Consider the following 16,029-nt stretch of genomic DNA (forward strand, 5'->3'; position numbering starts at 1 on the left):
CGCGCGGCAGAAGGGGCCAGTAGGTGAGCGAGGTCGTCTTCGACGCCGATTTCACTTCCACCACCCAGTGGGTCGCGGGGCACTCCTGGGCCTATCCGGACGGCGGCCCCGTCAATCCCGGGGACGACAAGCTCGATCACCTCACCGCGGACCCCGGCCACAGCCGCACCGGCACGTTCCGGGCCACGCGGCGTGCGGACGGGCTGTGGGACACCGGACTGCTCACCACCGAGGGCAGCGCCGACGCGTTCACCCTGCGGGCCGGGGACCGGCTCTACGCGCGGGTGCGGCTGCCGGCCGGGCTGGGCGCCTGGCCCGCCATCTGGACGTGGCGGGACGGGGGCAACGAGGTCGACGTGTTCGAGTACCACCCCGACAACCCCGATCTGCTGGAGTTCACCAACCATGTGCGCCGCAGCGGACGCTACGTCCGCGACGGCGCGGTCCGTCCCGGAGCCGTCATCGACCTGAGTGTCACCTTCGGCCGGTTCACCGTGATCTGGTGGCTGAACGGCAGGCCGGTGTTCGCGGACGGCCGCGGCGTGGGGTCCCGCTGGCGGGCCTACCTCATCGTCAACCTGTCGGTCTGCGCGGGCCGCTACCATCCGCGGCCCGAGCCCGGCGCGACCGAGCTGTCGTACCGGGTGGAGAGCCTCGTCGTCCGGCGCCCCTGAGGCGGGCCCCCGTCAGGGAGCCGTCCCGGTGGCCGGGCCCTGCGTGCGTGGCGCCGGGCCGGCGCCGAGTGCGGCGATGTGCGCGGCGGTGTGGTCCAGCAGCATGTCGAGTGCGGCGGGGTACGCGCTGTGCGGCATGCGGTCGGTGAGCAGCCGGGCGGTGGCCGCGATGTGCGGGTGCGTCTCGGCGGGCAGTCGGGCGTACGTGGTCGCCCACACGTCCTCGTCGCCGGTGCGCGCCTCCTCGGTCAGCGCCAGCGCGCCCGCGTCGAGGGCGGCGAAGGCCAGGCTCTGGTCGATGAAGGTGTGGTAGACGCGGACCACGGCGTCGTCCGGCAGGCCCGTACCGCGCAGGATGCCGAGGATCGTCTCGTCCACGGCGATCTCGCGGGGCCGGCCGGTGACCCGGCTCGCGGTGAGCACGGCCGCCTGCGGGTGCGCCAGGTAGGAGGCGTGGATGGCCCGTCCGAGGCCGCGCAGGTCCGTGCGCCAGTCTCCGGTCGCCGTCCAGCCGCGGAGGGCGCGGCCCATCAGCTCGTCGCCGATCGCCCGGGTCAGGTCGTCCATTCCGGCGAAGTAGCGGTAGAGGGTGCTCGGGTCGGCGCCCAGCGCGAGGCCGAGGCGCCGCGCGGTCAGTCCGGTGCCGCCGTGCTCGCGCAGCAGTCGCAGCGCGGTGGCCACGATGAGCTCCTCGGACAGCACGACGCCCTGCCGGGTCGGCCGTCTCCTGCGGCGTGCCCCCTCCGGCACCACCTTCTTCGGCATCCGGGCCTCCTCACCGCCGCCGCGGCCCGCGGCGACTCTTATGCCAACGTGGTTGACCTTATCGTCCGGCGTCCCGTTCCATCGAGGTCACCCGGAGGCACCGGCCTCCCCGGAACAGAAGAGGTGTCCGATATGCGCGTACTTCTCGTCGGCGCGGGCGGGGTCGGGACGGCCGTCACCCGGATCGCGGCCCGCAGGGACTTCCTGACCCGCATGGTGGTGGCCGACTACGACCTGTCCCGAGCGGAGGCCGCCGTGGCCGCGCTGGAGGAGCGCAAGGAGGGCGGCGGCCGCTTCGTGGCCGGGCGCCTGGACGCCTCGGACCGGGCGGCGGTGCGCCGGATGCTCGCCGAGCACGACTGCGACGTCCTGGTCAACGCCACCGACCCGAGGTTCGTGATGCCGCTGTTCGAGGCGGCGCTGGAGAGCGGGGCCCACTACCTCGACATGGCGATGTCGCTGTCCGTGCCGCACGCCTCGCGCCCGTACGAGGAGTGCGGCGTCAAGCTCGGTGACGAGCAGTTCGCGCTGGCGGACCGCTGGGCCGGGTCGGGGCGCCTGGCCCTGGTGGGGATGGGCGTGGAGCCCGGTCTGTCGGACGTGTTCGCCCGGTACGCCGCGGACGAGCTGTTCGACGAGATCGAGGAGATCGGCATCCGCGACGGCGCGAACCTGACCGTCTCCGGCCACGACTTCGCGCCCTCGTTCAGCATCTGGACGACGATCGAGGAGTGCCTCAACCCGCCGGTGGTCTACGACCGGGACCGCGGCTGGTCCACCACGGCGCCGTTCAGCGAGCCCGAGGTCTTCGACTTCCCGGAGGGCATCGGGCCGGTGGAGTGCGTGAACGTCGAGCACGAGGAGGTGCTGCTGATCCCGCGCTGGGTGGACGCGCGCCGGGTGACGTTTAAGTACGGTCTCGGCGACGACTTCATCGCCAAGCTGAAGACCCTGCACGAGCTGGGCCTGGACTCCACGGCCAGGGTCACGGTGCCCGGCGAGGACGGGCCGGTCCGCGTCTCGCCGCGGGACGTCGTGGCCGCCTGCCTGCCCGACCCGGCGACGCTGGGCGACCGGATGACCGGCAAGACCTGCGCGGGCACCTGGGTGAAGGGCACCCGCGGCGGCCGCGCGCGCGAGGTGTACCTGTACCACGTGGTCGACAACGAGTGGTCGATGCGCGAGTACGGCTCCCAGGCCGTGGTGTGGCAGACCGCCGTCAACCCCGTGGTGGCCCTCGAACTCCTCGCCGCCGGCGTGTGGAGCGGCACCGGCGTCCTCGGCCCCGAGGCCCTCCCGCCGCGCCCGTTCCTGGACCTGCTCACGGAGTACGGCTCGCCCTGGGGCCTGCGCGAGGAGGGCTGACCGTACCGCAGCACCCCGTGCCGCCCGTGCCGCCGCGCCCCGTACCGCGACGGCACGGGCGGCACGGGCGGCACGGGCGGCGCCCCGCGGGAAGCCCGTTGCGGGGGCCCCGGCATCCGGGGCAGGGTCGTGCGGACCGGTCGCAGGCGGGAGGCCCCGGCAGGGTCCGGCGCACCGGCGGTGCCATGGGGTTTCCGGCTCATTTCCGCTCCGTCCAGTAGCGGAAAACAGAATGGTCACGTGACCAGAAACCATCGTTCGCTACCTAGCGGTAACAAGTGGCGGCGTGCCACATTCCTGCCTGCCACCGGCCGGCGGCCCGCCCTTCACCCGTACGCCACTTTGCCGGGAGTGCGGTCCGACGTCTGTCCGGATACCGCTCCCTGCCTGGCCGAACGACGGAGTTCGCCGTGTCCCCCACCACCCGCACCGCTCCCGCCGCCACCGGCAGACGCGTCTCCCGCCGCGCGCTGACCGCCCTCACCGCCGCCGCCCTGGCCGGCACCGCCCTCACCGCCGCCGGACCCGCCGCAGCGGGTCCGGCGAGCGGCCCCACCGCGATCGTCTCCCTCGGCGACAGCTACATCTCCGGCGAGGCCGGCCGCTGGCGCGGCAACAGCCTCACCAACGGCGGCGGCCGCGACGGCACCGACCGGGCCTGGACCGGCAGCGCCTACGACCCCACCCGCGTGTACGGGGCGACCGCCGCCAACGGCTGCCACCGCTCCGACTCCGCCGAGGTAAGCAGCGCCGCCGGCACCGGGGTCCAGTCGCTGGTGAACCTCGCCTGCTCGGGCGCCACCACGGCCGACGTCGTACGGGCCGTCTCCGGCGGACGCCCGTACAAGGGCGAGGCGCCGCAGGCCGACCGGCTCGCGGCCGTCGCCACCGCCTACGACGTCAAGGCCGTCGTCCTCTCCATCGGCGGCAACGACCTCGGCTTCGCCTCGATCATCGAGAAGTGCGCCAAGGACTACATCATCTGGTACTCGTACTGCCACGACGACCAGCAGCCGGTCGTCGACGCGAAGATGGACGGCGCGATGGCCGGAGTGGGCCGGAGCATCGACGAGATCCGCACGGTGATGGCGGCGGCCGGCTACCAGGCCGGGGCGTACCGGATCATCCTCCAGTCCTATCCCTCGCCCATCCCGCGCGGCGCCGAGAACCGCTACCGCGAGAGCGGCTGGTCCCGGGTCACCACCGGGGGCTGCCCCTTCTGGGACAAGGACGCCGACTGGGCCCGCGACCAGCTCGTCCCCCAGATCGCGGGCCGGCTGCGCCAGGTCGCCGCCGCCAAGGGCGTGGAGTTCCTCGACCTGCAGGACATGCTCCAGGGGCGCGAGGTGTGCGCGTCCGCCAGCACGCTCGTCAGCGCGAGCCGGCCGCCGTCCGACACCGGCAGCGAGTGGGCGCGCTGGATCGACGCCACCGGGACCCAGGGCCTCGTCCAGGAGTCCATGCACCCCAACCACTACGGACAGCTCGGCCTGGGCCGCTGCCTCACCCTGGCCTACACCGCACCCGCGGGCGGCCACCACAGCTGCCGCAACACGCCCGGGGCGGGCACGGCCGGGATGTACCTCACGTCCCTCAGGTGACCCGGTCGGGCCGGGCCCGGCGCGGCCCGGCCCGCCCCGCCCCGGAGCCCCGCCGCCGTGACGGCGGGGCTCCGGGGCGGGTCACCGCGGCCCCCCGGCGGGGCCGAACTCCCCGACGTACCGGGCCTGGTCGGCCAGGAACCCGTCCGTGTACAGCCGCCGGGGCGCGAAGACCGCGGTGAGGGTCAGGCGCCACGCGGAGCGCTCCACGTCGTACCCGACGAGCGAGTGCGTGGCGTGCGGGTACCGCGCCACGCGCAGCGATCCGGCCGGGAGCAGGGCGCGGTAGGCGGACTCGGTCTCCGCCACGTTCACGTTCAGGTCGTGCCCGGCGAGCACCAGCAGGACCGGGGTGCCCCGCATGGCCCGCAGATCGGCGGTGGCGTCCGCACGGAAGTTGCGGGCGGCGAACGCCCACCGCCCGGCGGTCATGGGGTCCCGGTCCCCGGTCGCGGCACGGTACTCCGCGTAGGACGCGCCGCGCTCCAGCAGGTCCAGGCCGGTCCGCCGACGGCGCAGCGCCTCCTCGCGCTCCGGTGCTCCCGCGCCCCGGGCCCGCAGTTCGGCCAGCAGGTTGTAGCGGCCCTGGCGAAGCCAGTTGACGGCCGGGGAGACCGCGATGACGAACCGCAGCCGGGGGTCTTGTGCCGCGGCCTTGGGCAGCACCCAGCCGGCCTGGCTCGCCCCCCACAGTCCGATCCGGTCGCCGTCGATGTCCGGCAGGGTGCGCGCCCACCGCACGGCAGCCAGGGTCTCCCCCGCCCGGTCGCTCATGCTCTGTTCCAGCCAGTCGCCCTGCGAGCCGCCGACCCCGGGCTTGCTGAAGGACAGCGAGGCGTAGCCGGCGCGGGCGAAGGACTCCCACAGCGGCCGGTAGTACGTGTCGTGCGTGGCGTCGACGGGTCCGTCCCCGTGCACGAAGACCACCAGCCCGAACGGGCCCCGTCCGTGTGCGGGCCGGGCGAGCACTCCGCGCAGCAGTGCGCCGTCGTGGCGCAGCGTCACGCTCTCCTCCCGCAGCGCGTAGGTGTTCTGCCACACCGCCACCCCGCCGGCCGCACAGACCAGCACCAGCACGGCCGCCAGCACACCGGCCGTCCACCGCCATCGGCGCCTCCTCGGCACCAGGCGCTTCACGAGCATGTCCATCCCCCACAAACGTACGAACCGATAACGCTCGTTTCGATAATGAACGTAGTAGGGTCGATAGTGCAAGGGACGTCGACGGAGGAGGGACCGCGGTGGACGCGAGCAGGGACGCGAACAGGGGCCCGGGCGAGGAAGCGGACCGGGGTGCGGGCACAGGCGGGGCCGCGGCCCCGGCGGACGCCGTACCGGTGATCCGCAGAGGTGTCCCGCGCGGCGGCGAGGCGCAGGTGGCGGCGCTGTACTGGGAGGCCTTCGGACGCAAGCTCGCCCCGGCGCTCGACCCGCCCGACACCGGGCGCGCGTTCCTCGCCGCCCATCTCCAGCACGACCGGGCCGTCACCGCCGTCGCCGGCGGCCGTGTCGTCGGCGTGGCCGGCTACCAGCTCGGCGGCCGCGCCCTGACCGGCGGGAGCGTGCGGGACGTGCTGGACACCTACGGGATGCTCCGCGGTCTGCCGAGGCTGGCGGTGCTCGCCCTGTTCGAGCGCACGCCCGCCGAGGGCGAGCTCGTCATGGACGGCATCGCCGTCGCGGAGGCGCACCGCGGGTCCGGTATCGGCAGCCGCCTGCTGCGGGAGATCGCGGCCGTCGCCGCCGAGAGCGGCTGCCGTCGGGTGCGGCTGGACGTCATCGACGTCAACCCGCGCGCCCGCGCCCTGTACGAGCGGCACGGGTTCGTCGCCGGGCGCACCGAGCGGACGCCGTACCTGCGCCGCCTGATGGGGTTCGGTGCCGTGACCACCATGGACCGGCCGGTCGGCCCGGCCGACCTGCGCCGTCCGGAAGAGGCCGCCGGCCCGGGGCCGTGGGCCCGGGCGGGCGGCCCGGAACCGGACGAGGGCGAGGCTCTGCGGGAGGACGCGGACGCCCTGCCGGACGACGCGGGGCCGCTGCCGGACGCGGCGCGGCGGGGAGAGGCGCGATGAGCCGCCCCGGCCCCGCCGGCGAGCGCACGGAGCGGCCCGGCATCCCGACACGGCTGCTGGTGCACGCCCTGGTCCGCGAGGACGGCACCGTCGACGCGGGCCAGCTCTACACCGTCGCCGGCCTGCTCGGCATGACCGACCAGCAGGTCCGGCTCTGCGTCAGACGGCTGGTCGCCGACGGCCGGTTCACCCAGGAGGGCCGCGGCCGCCGGGCCACCCTGCGGGCGGTGGCCGACGTGACCGGCGGGCCGGTCCCCGACGCCGCCTTCGTACGGCACGCCTACCGGCAGGACGCCGGGCTCGCCCCCTGGGACGGCACCTGGCACCTCTTCGCCTTCGCCGTCCCCGAGGCGCGCCGCGCCGCCCGCGACGCCCTGCGCGAGGCGCTCCTGCACCTGGGCGCCGCCCCCGTGCAGAGCGGCCTGTACGTGACCGCCAACCCGGTCGCCCCACTCGTCGAGGCCCACGCGGCCCGGCTCGGGGTGCTTCACTCCCTCAGCCGCCTGACCACCACCGACCTGCGCGTCGGCAGCGCCTCCGGGCCACGGGAGCTGGCCGCGGCGCTGTGGCCGCTGCCGGACATCGCCGCACGGCACGAGCAGCTGGCCGGCTTCGCCGAGCGGCTGCTCGCCCGGCTCGGCGACGGCCCCGCTCCCCCGGACGCCGAGCGGCTCACCGCTGCCGTCGAGCTGGCCGCCCTGTTCACCACGGCGATGGAGCCCGACCCGCTGCTGCCGCCGGAGCTGCTCCCCTCCCCCTGGCCCGGCAGCCGCGCCCGCCGCCTCGCGGCGGACTGCTGGCGGGTCCTCGCCGCACCGGGCCGCACCGGCGGCCCCGGCCCGGCCGGCTCGTCCGGGTCCTCCCCCGGCCTGCGTCTGTTCGCGCTGTACGGCGACGCCCTGCCGCCCGGGACCGGCGGCTGACCGCCGGCCCCTTCGGCTGCGCACCGCCGCCGGAAGCTCCCGCGGGCGCGGTGACGGCCCGTGGAAGGCGTCGGCTGTCGACCCTGGTCGAGCAGGTTCGGCCGTCAAGCGACCAGTAACGCGCATGTGCGGGTGGCGGGCGGGGCGATGCGCTGTGATGGTGAGGTTCACCGTGGACTGCGGCGGGTGGGGGCCGGCATGGACGACAGGGGCGGCACAGCGCCGACGCACGCCGCGGCGGCGCCTCCCGCCTGCTGCCGCACGCAGCCTGCGGTGGGCGGGGCCGAGAAGGGCGAGGAACGGTTCCGCGGGCTGCTGGAGGCGGCGCCCGACGCCATGGTCATCGTCGACGACGAAGGCCGCATCCGCCTGGTCAACGCCCAGACCGAGACCCTCTTCGGCTACGGACGCGCCGAACTCCTCGGCCAGAGCGTCGACCTGCTCATACCCGAACGCTTCCGCCCCCAGCACGCCCACCACCGCGCCGCCTACGCCGCCACCCGCCAGGTCCGCCCCATGGGCGCCGGACTCGAACTCCACGGACTGCGCAAGGACGGCACCGAGTTCCCCGTGGAGATCAGCCTCAGCCCCCTGGAGACCACCGACGGACTCCTCGTCTCCGCCGCCGTACGCGACGTCAGCGACCGCAAAGCAGCCGAACAGCGCTTCCGCGGGCTGCTGGAGGCGGCGCCCGACGCCATGGTCATCGTCGACGACGAAGGCCGCATCCGCCTGGTCAACGCCCAGACCGAGACCCTCTTCGGCTACGGACGCGCCGAACTCCTCGGCCAGAGCGTCGACCTGCTCATACCCGAACGCTTCCGCCCCCAGCACGCCCACCACCGCGCCGCCTACGCCGCCACCCGCCAGGTCCGCCCCATGGGCGCCGGACTCGAACTCCACGGACTGCGCAAGGACGGCACCGAGTTCCCCGTGGAGATCAGCCTCAGCCCCCTGGAGACCACCGACGGACTCCTCGTCTCCGCCGCCGTACGCGACGTCAGCGACCGCAAGGCAGCCGAACAGCACATCAACCACCTCGCCGCGCTCGTGGAGTCCTCCCAGGACGCGATCCTCGCCAAGACCCTCGACGGCCGGATCACCTACTGGAACGCGGCCGCCCAGCGGATGTACGGCTACAGCTCCGAGGAGGTGATGGGCCGCCATGTGTCGGTCCTCGCCCTGCCCGACCACGGGCACGAGATCGACGCGCTGCTGGAACGCCTCGCCAACGGGGAGAAGATCGAGCACTTCGAGACCCTCCGGGTGACCCGCGACGGCCGGCTGCTGGACGTGGACGTCACCCTCTGGCCGACCCGGGCGGCGGACGGCGCGGTGGAGGGGGCGTGCGCGATCGTCCGCGACATCGGCGACCGCAAGCGCGCGGAGGCCGAACTCCAGGCGCTGTACGAGCAGCAGCGGCACATCGCCCTCACCCTCCAGCGCAGCCTGATGGGCACCCCGCCGGCCATTCCGGGCCTGGCCACCGCCAGCCGGTATCTGCCCGCCACGCAGGGCGCCGGGGTCGGCGGCGACTGGTTCGACCTGATCCCGCTCGGAGCCGGCCGGGTCGGCATCCTCATCGGGGACGTGATGGGGCGCGGCCTGGACGCCGCCGCCGTGATGGGGCAGCTGCGGGCCGCCGCGCACGCGCTGGCCAAGACGGGCATGGAGCCACGTCAGCTGATGCAGTCCCTGGACGCGATCGTCGCCGACCTCGACCTGCCCGACCAGCTGGTCACCTGCTGCTATCTGGTGCTCGCCCCCGACACCGGCGAGGCCACCCTCTGCTCCGCCGGCCATCTGCCGGCCCTGCTCGCCGCCCGGGACGGCGGGGTGCGCACCCTCCCTGCGCCGGTCAGCGCGCCGCTCGGCGTCGGCGGCATCCTGCACCAGCAGGCCAGCACCGCCGTCCCGCCCGGAGCCGCGCTCGTGCTCTACACCGACGGGCTGATCGAGACCCCGGGCAGCGACATCGAGCACCGCCTGGACTCGCTCGTCAGCGCTCTCGACGACTCCTGCGCCACCACCGACAGCCTGGAGGCCATCGCCGACCACGTGCTCACCGAACTGCTGCCGGACGCCGAGGGGCACAACGACGACGTCACCCTGCTGCTGGCCCGGCTGCCCTGCGCCCCGCTGGCCACCGCCGCCAGCGCCCTGCCTGCGGTGCCGGCCGCCGTCGGGGAGGCCCGCTCCTTCCTGACCAAGACCCTCACCGACTGGGACTGCGCCCCGGTCGTCGACGACGCCCGCCTGCTGGTGTCCGAGATCCTCACCAACGCCGTCCGGCACGCCCAGGGCCCGCTCGGTCTGCATCTGCGCCGCAGCGCCACCGAGCTCACCGTGGAGATCACCGACCGCAGCCCGCGACTGCCCGAGCCGCGCCCGGCGTCCCTGGACGACGAGTCCGGCCGCGGGCTGCTCCTCGTCGACGCGCTCGCCGACAGCTGGGGTGTGCGGCCCACCGACGACGGCAAGACCACCTGGTTCACCCTGCGGACCGGCGAGGAGACGGCCGCGGAGCAGGCCCGCTGAGACCGGGCGCCGTACGGCGGCGGGCAGCGGACGTCCCGCGCCCCGGGCGGGCGGCGCACCCGGGCGGGCGGAGGCGCCGGGCGGGCGGCGGCGCGTCCGGGGCGGGCCCGTCCCGGCGCGGCGGACCGGGCCGCGGGCGGCTCCGCGTGGTCGGCGGAACACTGTGGTGCGACCCTGGAGGAGGAGGGTCCGCGCAGGACGACCCTGGAGGGCCGATGGGACGAGACGTCCCGGCGATGGTCTTCACCCGCGAGGACCGCCGCCGGTACCGCACGAAGATGCAGGCGTGCCTCGACGCCTTCGCGCAGATGCTGCGGGAGGAGCGGTTCGAGACGGAGCGGCCCCGGGTCGGACTGGAGATCGAGCTGAACCTGGTCGACGACGCGGCCGAGCCGGCGATGCGCAACACCGACGTCCTCCAGCGCATCGCGGATCCCGCGTGGTCCACCGAACTGGGCCGGTTCAACCTGGAGATCAACATTCCGCCGCGCACCCTGACGGCCGGCGGCCCCGACGCGTGGGAGTCCGAGATCCGCGCCGCCCTCGACCACGCGGACGAGCGCGCCGGCTCGCTCGGCATCCACCTGATGATGATCGGTCTGCTGCCCACGCTGCGCCAGAAGGACGTCAGCGGGGCGGCGCTGTCCGACAACCCCCGCTACCACCTCCTCAACGACCAGATCTTCGCGGCCCGCGGCGAGGACGTGCTGATCGAGGTGAGCGGCGTCGACCGGCTGCGCACCTACGCCGACACCATCACCCCCGAGGCGGCCTGCACCAGCACGCAGTTCCATCTCCAGGTCTCCCCCCAGGAGTTCGCCGACTACTGGAACGCGGCGCAGGCCGTCGCGGGTGTCCAGGTCGCGCTGGCCGCCAACGCGCCGTTCCTGTTCGGCAGGGAGCTGTGGCACGAGACGCGGATCCCGCTGTTCGAGCAGGCCACCGACACCCGCCCGCAGGAGATCAAGGTGCAGGGCGTCCGGCCGCGGGTGTGGTTCGGCGAGCGGTGGATCACCAGTGTCTTCGACCTGTTCGAGGAGAACGTGCGCTACTTCCCGGCTCTGCTGCCGCTCACCGACGAGGAGGATCCGCTGGAGACGCTGGGCCGGGGCGACATCCCGGAGCTGTCCGAACTCACCCTGCACAACGGCACCATCTACCGCTGGAACCGGCCCGTCTACGCGGTCTCCCAGGGCCGGCCGCACGTCCGCATCGAGAACCGGGTGCTGCCCGCCGGGCCCACGGTGGCCGACACCCTCGCCAACGGAGCCTTCTACTACGGGCTGACGCGGGCGCTGGTGGAGGAGGACCGCCCGGTGTGGTCGCGGATGTCGTTCGCCGTCGCCGAGGAGAACCTGCACGCGGCCGCCCGGCACGGCATGGAGGCGAGCCTGTACTGGCCCGGCACCGGTGAGGTCCCGGTGCCCGAACTCGTCCTGCGCCGGCTGCTGCCGCTGGCGCACCGCGGCCTGGAGCTCTCCGGCATGGACCAGCCCTGGCGGGAGCCGCTGCTCGGCATCATCGAGCAGCGGTGCATGACGGCCCGCAACGGAGCCGGCTGGCAGAAGGAGATGCTCCACCGCATCGAGGACCACGACCACTGCGGCCGCCACGAGGCGCTGCGCCGCATGACGCAGCTGTACATCGACTACATGCACCTCAACGCGCCGGTGCACACCTGGCCGGTCGACTGACCGGCCGGGCTCGGCGGACCCGTCAGGCGTCCTCGACCCTCGTGCCGACGGGCGTGCCGGCCTCGACGGTCCGGCTGACGGTGCACAGCCGGTCGTGCGAGGTCCGGACCGCCCGGGGCAGGATCGTCCGGGCGCGCTCGGCGCCCTCGCCGTCCGGGAACGACACCGAGAAGGAGATCTCCAGGCCGGTGAGGCGGTTGCCGTGCTCGTCGGCGACCTTGTGGCCGGTCACCGTGATGTGGAAGCGGTCCGGCTCGGCATGCCGGCTCGTGGCGACGTCCACGTCGACCGCCGTGCATCCACCGAGCGCGGCGAGCAGCAGCTCGACCGGCGTGAACGCGCCGTCCCCGGCGGAGTCCGGGGCGCTGCCGAAGGCGACGGTGCCGCCGCGTGCGTTCGTCGCCAGGAAGCGGCCGGTGCTGAGGCGCTCCACGGTCACGGAGCGCAGGGAGTTGTCGGTCATGCTGAGACGTTAGTGCCGCGGCCGGCCGTTCCGCGCCCGGAACCGGTCGGTCGCCGGGCGCCACGTCAGGGCCGGCCGTACGCGGTCCTCCCCGTCCGGCCCGCTACGGGTCCGGCGCGCCGGCGTCTTCGGGGAGGACCGGGCGGCCGGGCACCGGTCACCGGGCCCGCCGGGGCTCCGGGTCCGCCACCGCGACGAACTCGTGGAAGTCCGTGGTGCCGAGTTCCAGGCCGCACGCCAGGGAGCCGGCGCGGTGGCAGGGCAGGAGCGTCGACCGGCCCGGGGTGTCCCACAGGTCGACGGCGGTCAGCGGCCGGCCGGGCTCGGTGAAGGTCCGGGTGTCGGCGAGCAGCACCAGGATGGTGCGTTCGCCGGTCGTGACCAGCGCGGGAACCTGGGCGGGCAGCAGGTCCTCGAAGGCCGGGTCGTCGACCACCACCGCCGTCAGCGGGTACTGCTCCACGTCGATCTCGCCCCAGTCGGGCTGCACGCCGACCCAGCCGTCCTCGTCGGCACCGCCGAGTTCCTCCAGCAGCGCGCGCCAGCCCGTGTCGTCGTCGAAGCCGGTGCGGACCAGCAGCGACACCGCGCTCGGCGGCAGGGCGGGGAACGAGCGTCGCAGCGGCACCGTCGGGGCGGCGAAGGCGGGACGGCCGCACCGCCCCTGGTAGATGCCGCGGGTGTCCATGTCGCGTACCAGGTCGTCGAAGGTGAGGGTGCCGTCCAGCACCGCGCCCAGCAGCTCGCCCAGCCGGTCCGGCGGGACGCGCACGCCGCGCCCCGGTATCTCCGCCGCGTCCACCAGCAGGGGGCCGCCGCCGCGGGCGACGGAGAGGTCCGCGAGCACCACCACGGGCGGCCCGCCGCCGCCCGCGAGCGCCGGTACGTCACCGCCGTGCAGTTCGTCCCAGCCGGGGTCCTGCGCCACCCGGAGCAGCACCGCGGCGTCGTCGAGGACCAGGACGTCGCCCTCGCGCCGGCCTGGGACCCCGTCGAGCAGCCCGCCCCACAGCGCCCGGCCGTTCTCCTCGTAGCACGTGGACACCAGCAGCACCTCACCCGGAGCGGGCTGGGGGAACTCGGGAATGGACATGATCCTCCTTCGTGGACCTGCGCGGGGACCGGCGGAGCGCACCCCGTCGTACACACCGGGAGCGCCGCGTCCGGCCCCGTACGGCGGCATCGGTGCGCCCGGTCGCGGCACCGGTGCCGCGGCAGGCTGCGTCCGCCCGCCGCGACGTCCGGCACGCACTCCCCGGACGCCGCTCGGTGACGGGCGGAGCGTGCCCGCCGCGGCAGCGGTGACACAGTGTGGACGCGTCGGGGTGCCGTCTGATGCTCCTGGACCGCTCCCGGCCCGGCACGCGGCTAGGGCGTGTTTCGAAAGTAGCGTCGTCTGCCCGAAGGGCAGGCCTGGCGGCGTCTGGTGCGTGCGATCGCAAGGCGGAGGGTCGCCCCGATACTGGATGTATCGGGGCGAGCCCGACAACGCGGCGAGCGTGCGTGCCAGACGCCGCCAGGCAGGCGGGACTCTCGAAACACGCCCTAGGAGCGCGGGATGTCCTGCTCCGCCCAGATGATCTTTCCGTCGGTGGTGTGGCGGGTGCCCCAGCGGCGGGACAGCTGCGCCACGAGGAACAGTCCGCGGCCGCCCTCGTCGAGGGTCCGGGCGTGCAGCAGCCGCGGGGTGGCGGTGCTGGCGTCGGCGACCTCGCAGGTGAGGTGGGTGTCGCGGATCAGCCGGAGGCGGATCGGGCCGGCCGCGTGCCGGATGGCGTTGGTGACCAGCTCGCTCACCAGGAGTTCCGTGGTGAAGGCCAGGCCGTCCAGGGCCCAGGACTCCAGGCAGCGACGGGTCAGGACGCGGGCGCCGGAGACCGCGGCCGGTTCGCTGGGCAGGTCCCAGGAGGCCACCCGGTCGGTGCCGAGACCGTGGGTGCGGGCGATGAGCAGGGCCACGTCGTCGTCGCGGCCGCCCGCGGGCAGTTCGTCGAGCACCGCGGCGCACATGTGCTCCAGCGGCCGCTCGGGGCTGGCCAGGGCGCTGCTCAGCCGGTCGAGCCCCACTTCCGGGTCCTGACCGCGGACCTCGAACAGGCCGTCGGTGTAGAGGGCGAGCACGCTCCCCTCCGGCAGCGGGACCTCCGCCGACTCGAACGGCAGGCCGCCCAGCCCCAGCGGCGGGCCCGGCGGGAGGTCGGGGAAGACGACGCCGTGGCCGGGGGTGACGAGGGCGGGCGGCGGATGCCCGGCACGCGCCATGACGCAGGTGCGGGCGACCGGGTCGTAGACGGCGTACAGGCAGGTCGCGCCGAGTTCCGAGGGGGCGGGTCCGTGGTCCTCGGCGGGTTCGTCGGCGATCAGCCCGAGCATCAGGTCGTCGAGGTGGGCGAGGATGTCCTCCGGTGCCAGGTCCAGGTCGGCGAGGGTGCGCACGGCGGTGCGCAGCCGTCCCATCGAGGCGGCGGCCTGGATGCCGTGTCCGACCACGTCGCCGATGACCAGGGCGACGCGCGCCCCCGAGAGCGGGATGACGTCGAACCAGTCGCCGCCCACGCCGCCGCCCGAGGGCAGATAGCGGCTGGCCACCTCGACCGTCGGCCGGGCGGCGAGCCTGCGGGGCAGCAGGAACCGCTGCAGCGCCAGGGCGGTGTTGCGTTCGCGGGTGTACTGGCGGGCGTTCTCCACGCCGAGTGCGGCCCGTCCGACGATCTCGTCGGCGATGAGCAGGTCCTCCTCGTCGAACGCCTCGCGGTCGGCGCGGCGCACCAGCACGGTCATGCCCACCACGGTCGCGCGGGTCCGGACCGGGATCAGCATCACCGAGCAGCGGCCGAGGTCCGGTCCGGCCGGGCGCAGCAGGGCGTCGGCGGGCATCCAGTCGGTCAGGGACCCGTCGGGGACGGACTCCCGGCGGGGGTGTCCGCCGGTCAGGCAGCGGGCGCCCGGGGAGCCGGGCCGGAACTGCACCAGGCGGCCGACCGCCGCCGTCGGCCCCGTTCCGCCGGCGTCCGTGTGCCGCAGCGCGACCCGGCGCAGGGGCTGCCCGCCGGACAGGGCCGCGGTCTGCGGGGCTTCGCCCTGGAGCACGGAGTCCAGGAGGTCCACGCTGATGAGGTCGGCCAGTTCCGGGACGCACACCTCGGACAGGCCGTCGGCGAGGCGGTACACGTCCAGGGTGCGGGCCGTGAGTGCTCCGGCCCTGCTCAGCAGGGCCAGCCGGGCGCGGGCCCGCCAGCGGTCGGTGACGTCGAGGACCATGTAGCAGACTCCCCGCACCGCGCCCGACGGGCTCTCCAGCCGGAAGAAGGAGGTGGAGTAGACGTGCTCCCGGTCGGGGTCGGCGGGGGTGCGGCCGTGGTACTCCACGTCCACGGCGGACGTGCCCGTGCGCAGGACCTCCCGCATGACCGCCTCGATGGCGTGCGCGTCGAGCTGGGGCAGCACGTCGCTCAGCCGCTTGCCCAGCCGCAGCTCGCGGCGCACACCGCTGAGCCGCTCCAGGGCGTCGTTGATCCAGACGTAGCGCAGGCTCGTGTCCAGGACGGCCATTCCGATCGGGGAGCGCGCCAGGAACTGGCCGACGAGGGAGTGGCTGACCTCCCACTCCTCGATGCCGTCGGCGCGGCCCGCGAACGGGTCGGACGACCGGGCGGAGCCTTCGTGCGCCGATCCCCCGTCCTCGCTCTGGCCGTGGCCCTGGCGGATGTGGTCCATCGCTCCCTCGCCGTGGCCTCGTCGCTGCCGTGGCCTCGTCGCTGATGAGGCTCCCTTCTCCAGCATGGCACCGGGGCCGGGGGTTCGCGCCGAGGGGCGACGGCCGGTGCGTGAGAGCGCTCCGCGGGCCGCTGCCGGGCGCCCGGGACGGGCGCGCCGGGGTTGCCCGGCCGCGGCGCGGCAACCCCGCGGCACCGGCGGCGGGGGACGGGGG

12 protein-coding genes are annotated in these 16,029 nt (G+C 74.8%); 7 read left to right on the forward strand and 5 right to left on the reverse strand.

Annotated features, from left to right (window positions below):
• Nucleotides 1-23 precede the first annotated feature (23 nt).
• Nucleotides 24-674 (forward strand): LamG domain-containing protein, encoded by a 651-nt coding sequence (locus tag AC5K6T_RS17060; protein WP_493209936.1) that lies wholly within the window; start codon nt 24-26, stop codon nt 672-674.
• A 12-nt stretch (nt 675-686) separates the two neighbouring features.
• Here AC5K6T_RS17060 and AC5K6T_RS17065 read toward each other — a convergent pair whose 3' ends face one another.
• Nucleotides 687-1,439: a TetR/AcrR family transcriptional regulator gene (locus AC5K6T_RS17065; RefSeq protein ID WP_493209938.1), complete on the reverse strand. Its 753-nt coding sequence runs from the start codon at nt 1,437-1,439 to the stop codon at nt 687-689.
• Between the two features lie 132 nt (nt 1,440-1,571).
• On the opposite strand from AC5K6T_RS17065, the gene AC5K6T_RS17070 reads away from it, so the two are divergent.
• Nucleotides 1,572-2,804, forward strand: a complete 1,233-nt coding sequence (locus tag AC5K6T_RS17070; RefSeq protein ID WP_493209940.1) for a saccharopine dehydrogenase family protein — start codon at nt 1,572-1,574, stop codon at nt 2,802-2,804.
• Between the two features lie 410 nt (nt 2,805-3,214).
• Nucleotides 3,215-4,405, forward strand: a complete 1,191-nt coding sequence (locus AC5K6T_RS17075; RefSeq protein WP_493209942.1) for a GDSL-type esterase/lipase family protein — start codon at nt 3,215-3,217, stop codon at nt 4,403-4,405.
• An 81-nt stretch (nt 4,406-4,486) separates the two neighbouring features.
• On the opposite strand, the gene AC5K6T_RS17080 is transcribed toward AC5K6T_RS17075, so the two are convergent.
• A complete protein-coding gene (locus AC5K6T_RS17080; protein WP_493209944.1) occupies nt 4,487-5,554 on the reverse strand; it encodes an alpha/beta hydrolase family protein in 1,068 nt (355 codons plus the stop codon).
• Nucleotides 5,555-5,646: 92 nt separating this feature from the next.
• Between AC5K6T_RS17080 and AC5K6T_RS17085 the strand changes: the two genes are divergently transcribed.
• From AC5K6T_RS17085 to AC5K6T_RS17100, 4 genes are all read left to right on the forward strand, one after another.
• A complete protein-coding gene (locus AC5K6T_RS17085) occupies nt 5,647-6,480 on the forward strand; it encodes a GNAT family N-acetyltransferase (protein ID WP_493209946.1) in 834 nt (277 codons plus the stop codon).
• Nucleotides 6,477-7,403: a PaaX family transcriptional regulator C-terminal domain-containing protein gene (locus tag AC5K6T_RS17090; RefSeq protein ID WP_493209947.1), complete on the forward strand. Its 927-nt coding sequence runs from the start codon at nt 6,477-6,479 to the stop codon at nt 7,401-7,403. Before AC5K6T_RS17085 ends, AC5K6T_RS17090 begins: the two co-directional genes overlap by 4 nt.
• Nucleotides 7,404-7,601: 198 nt before the next feature.
• Entirely contained in the window at nt 7,602-9,941 is a 2,340-nt protein-coding gene (locus tag AC5K6T_RS17095) for a SpoIIE family protein phosphatase (protein WP_493209949.1), read from the forward strand.
• 215 nt (nt 9,942-10,156) lie between these two features.
• Entirely contained in the window at nt 10,157-11,635 is a 1,479-nt protein-coding gene (locus AC5K6T_RS17100; protein WP_493209951.1) for a glutamate-cysteine ligase family protein, read from the forward strand.
• 22 nt (nt 11,636-11,657) lie between these two features.
• Here AC5K6T_RS17100 and AC5K6T_RS17105 read toward each other — a convergent pair whose 3' ends face one another.
• From AC5K6T_RS17105 to AC5K6T_RS17115, 3 genes are all read right to left on the reverse strand, one after another.
• Nucleotides 11,658-12,098: an OsmC family protein gene (locus tag AC5K6T_RS17105; RefSeq protein WP_493209953.1), complete on the reverse strand. Its 441-nt coding sequence runs from the start codon at nt 12,096-12,098 to the stop codon at nt 11,658-11,660.
• A gap of 157 nt (nt 12,099-12,255) precedes the next feature.
• On the reverse strand, nt 12,256-13,191 hold the full coding sequence (locus AC5K6T_RS17110; RefSeq protein ID WP_493209955.1) for a DUF6924 domain-containing protein: 936 nt from the start codon (nt 13,189-13,191) through the stop codon (nt 12,256-12,258).
• 452 nt (nt 13,192-13,643) lie between these two features.
• On the reverse strand, nt 13,644-15,815 hold the full coding sequence (locus AC5K6T_RS17115) for a SpoIIE family protein phosphatase (protein WP_493209957.1): 2,172 nt from the start codon (nt 15,813-15,815) through the stop codon (nt 13,644-13,646).
• Nucleotides 15,816-16,029: the final 214 nt, after the last annotated feature.

Source organism: Streptomyces sp. B8-7 (assembly GCF_058833805.1).

What these genes read in the sequence shown, in the direction of transcription:
- AC5K6T_RS17090 (WP_493209947.1), top strand. Translation starts at nt 6,477, where the DNA reads ATGAGCCGCCCCGGCCCCGCCGGCGAGCGCACGGAGCGGCCCGGCATC.
- AC5K6T_RS17095 (WP_493209949.1), top strand. Translation starts at nt 7,602, where the DNA reads ATGGACGACAGGGGCGGCACAGCGCCGACGCACGCCGCGGCGGCGCCT.
- AC5K6T_RS17065 (WP_493209938.1), bottom strand. Translation starts at nt 1,439, where the DNA reads ATGCCGAAGAAGGTGGTGCCGGAGGGGGCACGCCGCAGGAGACGGCCG.
- AC5K6T_RS17110 (WP_493209955.1), bottom strand. Translation starts at nt 13,191, where the DNA reads ATGTCCATTCCCGAGTTCCCCCAGCCCGCTCCGGGTGAGGTGCTGCTG.
- AC5K6T_RS17080 (WP_493209944.1), bottom strand. Translation starts at nt 5,554, where the DNA reads ATGGACATGCTCGTGAAGCGCCTGGTGCCGAGGAGGCGCCGATGGCGG.
- AC5K6T_RS17115 (WP_493209957.1), bottom strand. Translation starts at nt 15,815, where the DNA reads ATGGACCACATCCGCCAGGGCCACGGCCAGAGCGAGGACGGGGGATCG.
- AC5K6T_RS17105 (WP_493209953.1), bottom strand. Translation starts at nt 12,098, where the DNA reads ATGACCGACAACTCCCTGCGCTCCGTGACCGTGGAGCGCCTCAGCACC.
- AC5K6T_RS17100 (WP_493209951.1), top strand. Translation starts at nt 10,157, where the DNA reads ATGGGACGAGACGTCCCGGCGATGGTCTTCACCCGCGAGGACCGCCGC.
- AC5K6T_RS17070 (WP_493209940.1), top strand. Translation starts at nt 1,572, where the DNA reads ATGCGCGTACTTCTCGTCGGCGCGGGCGGGGTCGGGACGGCCGTCACC.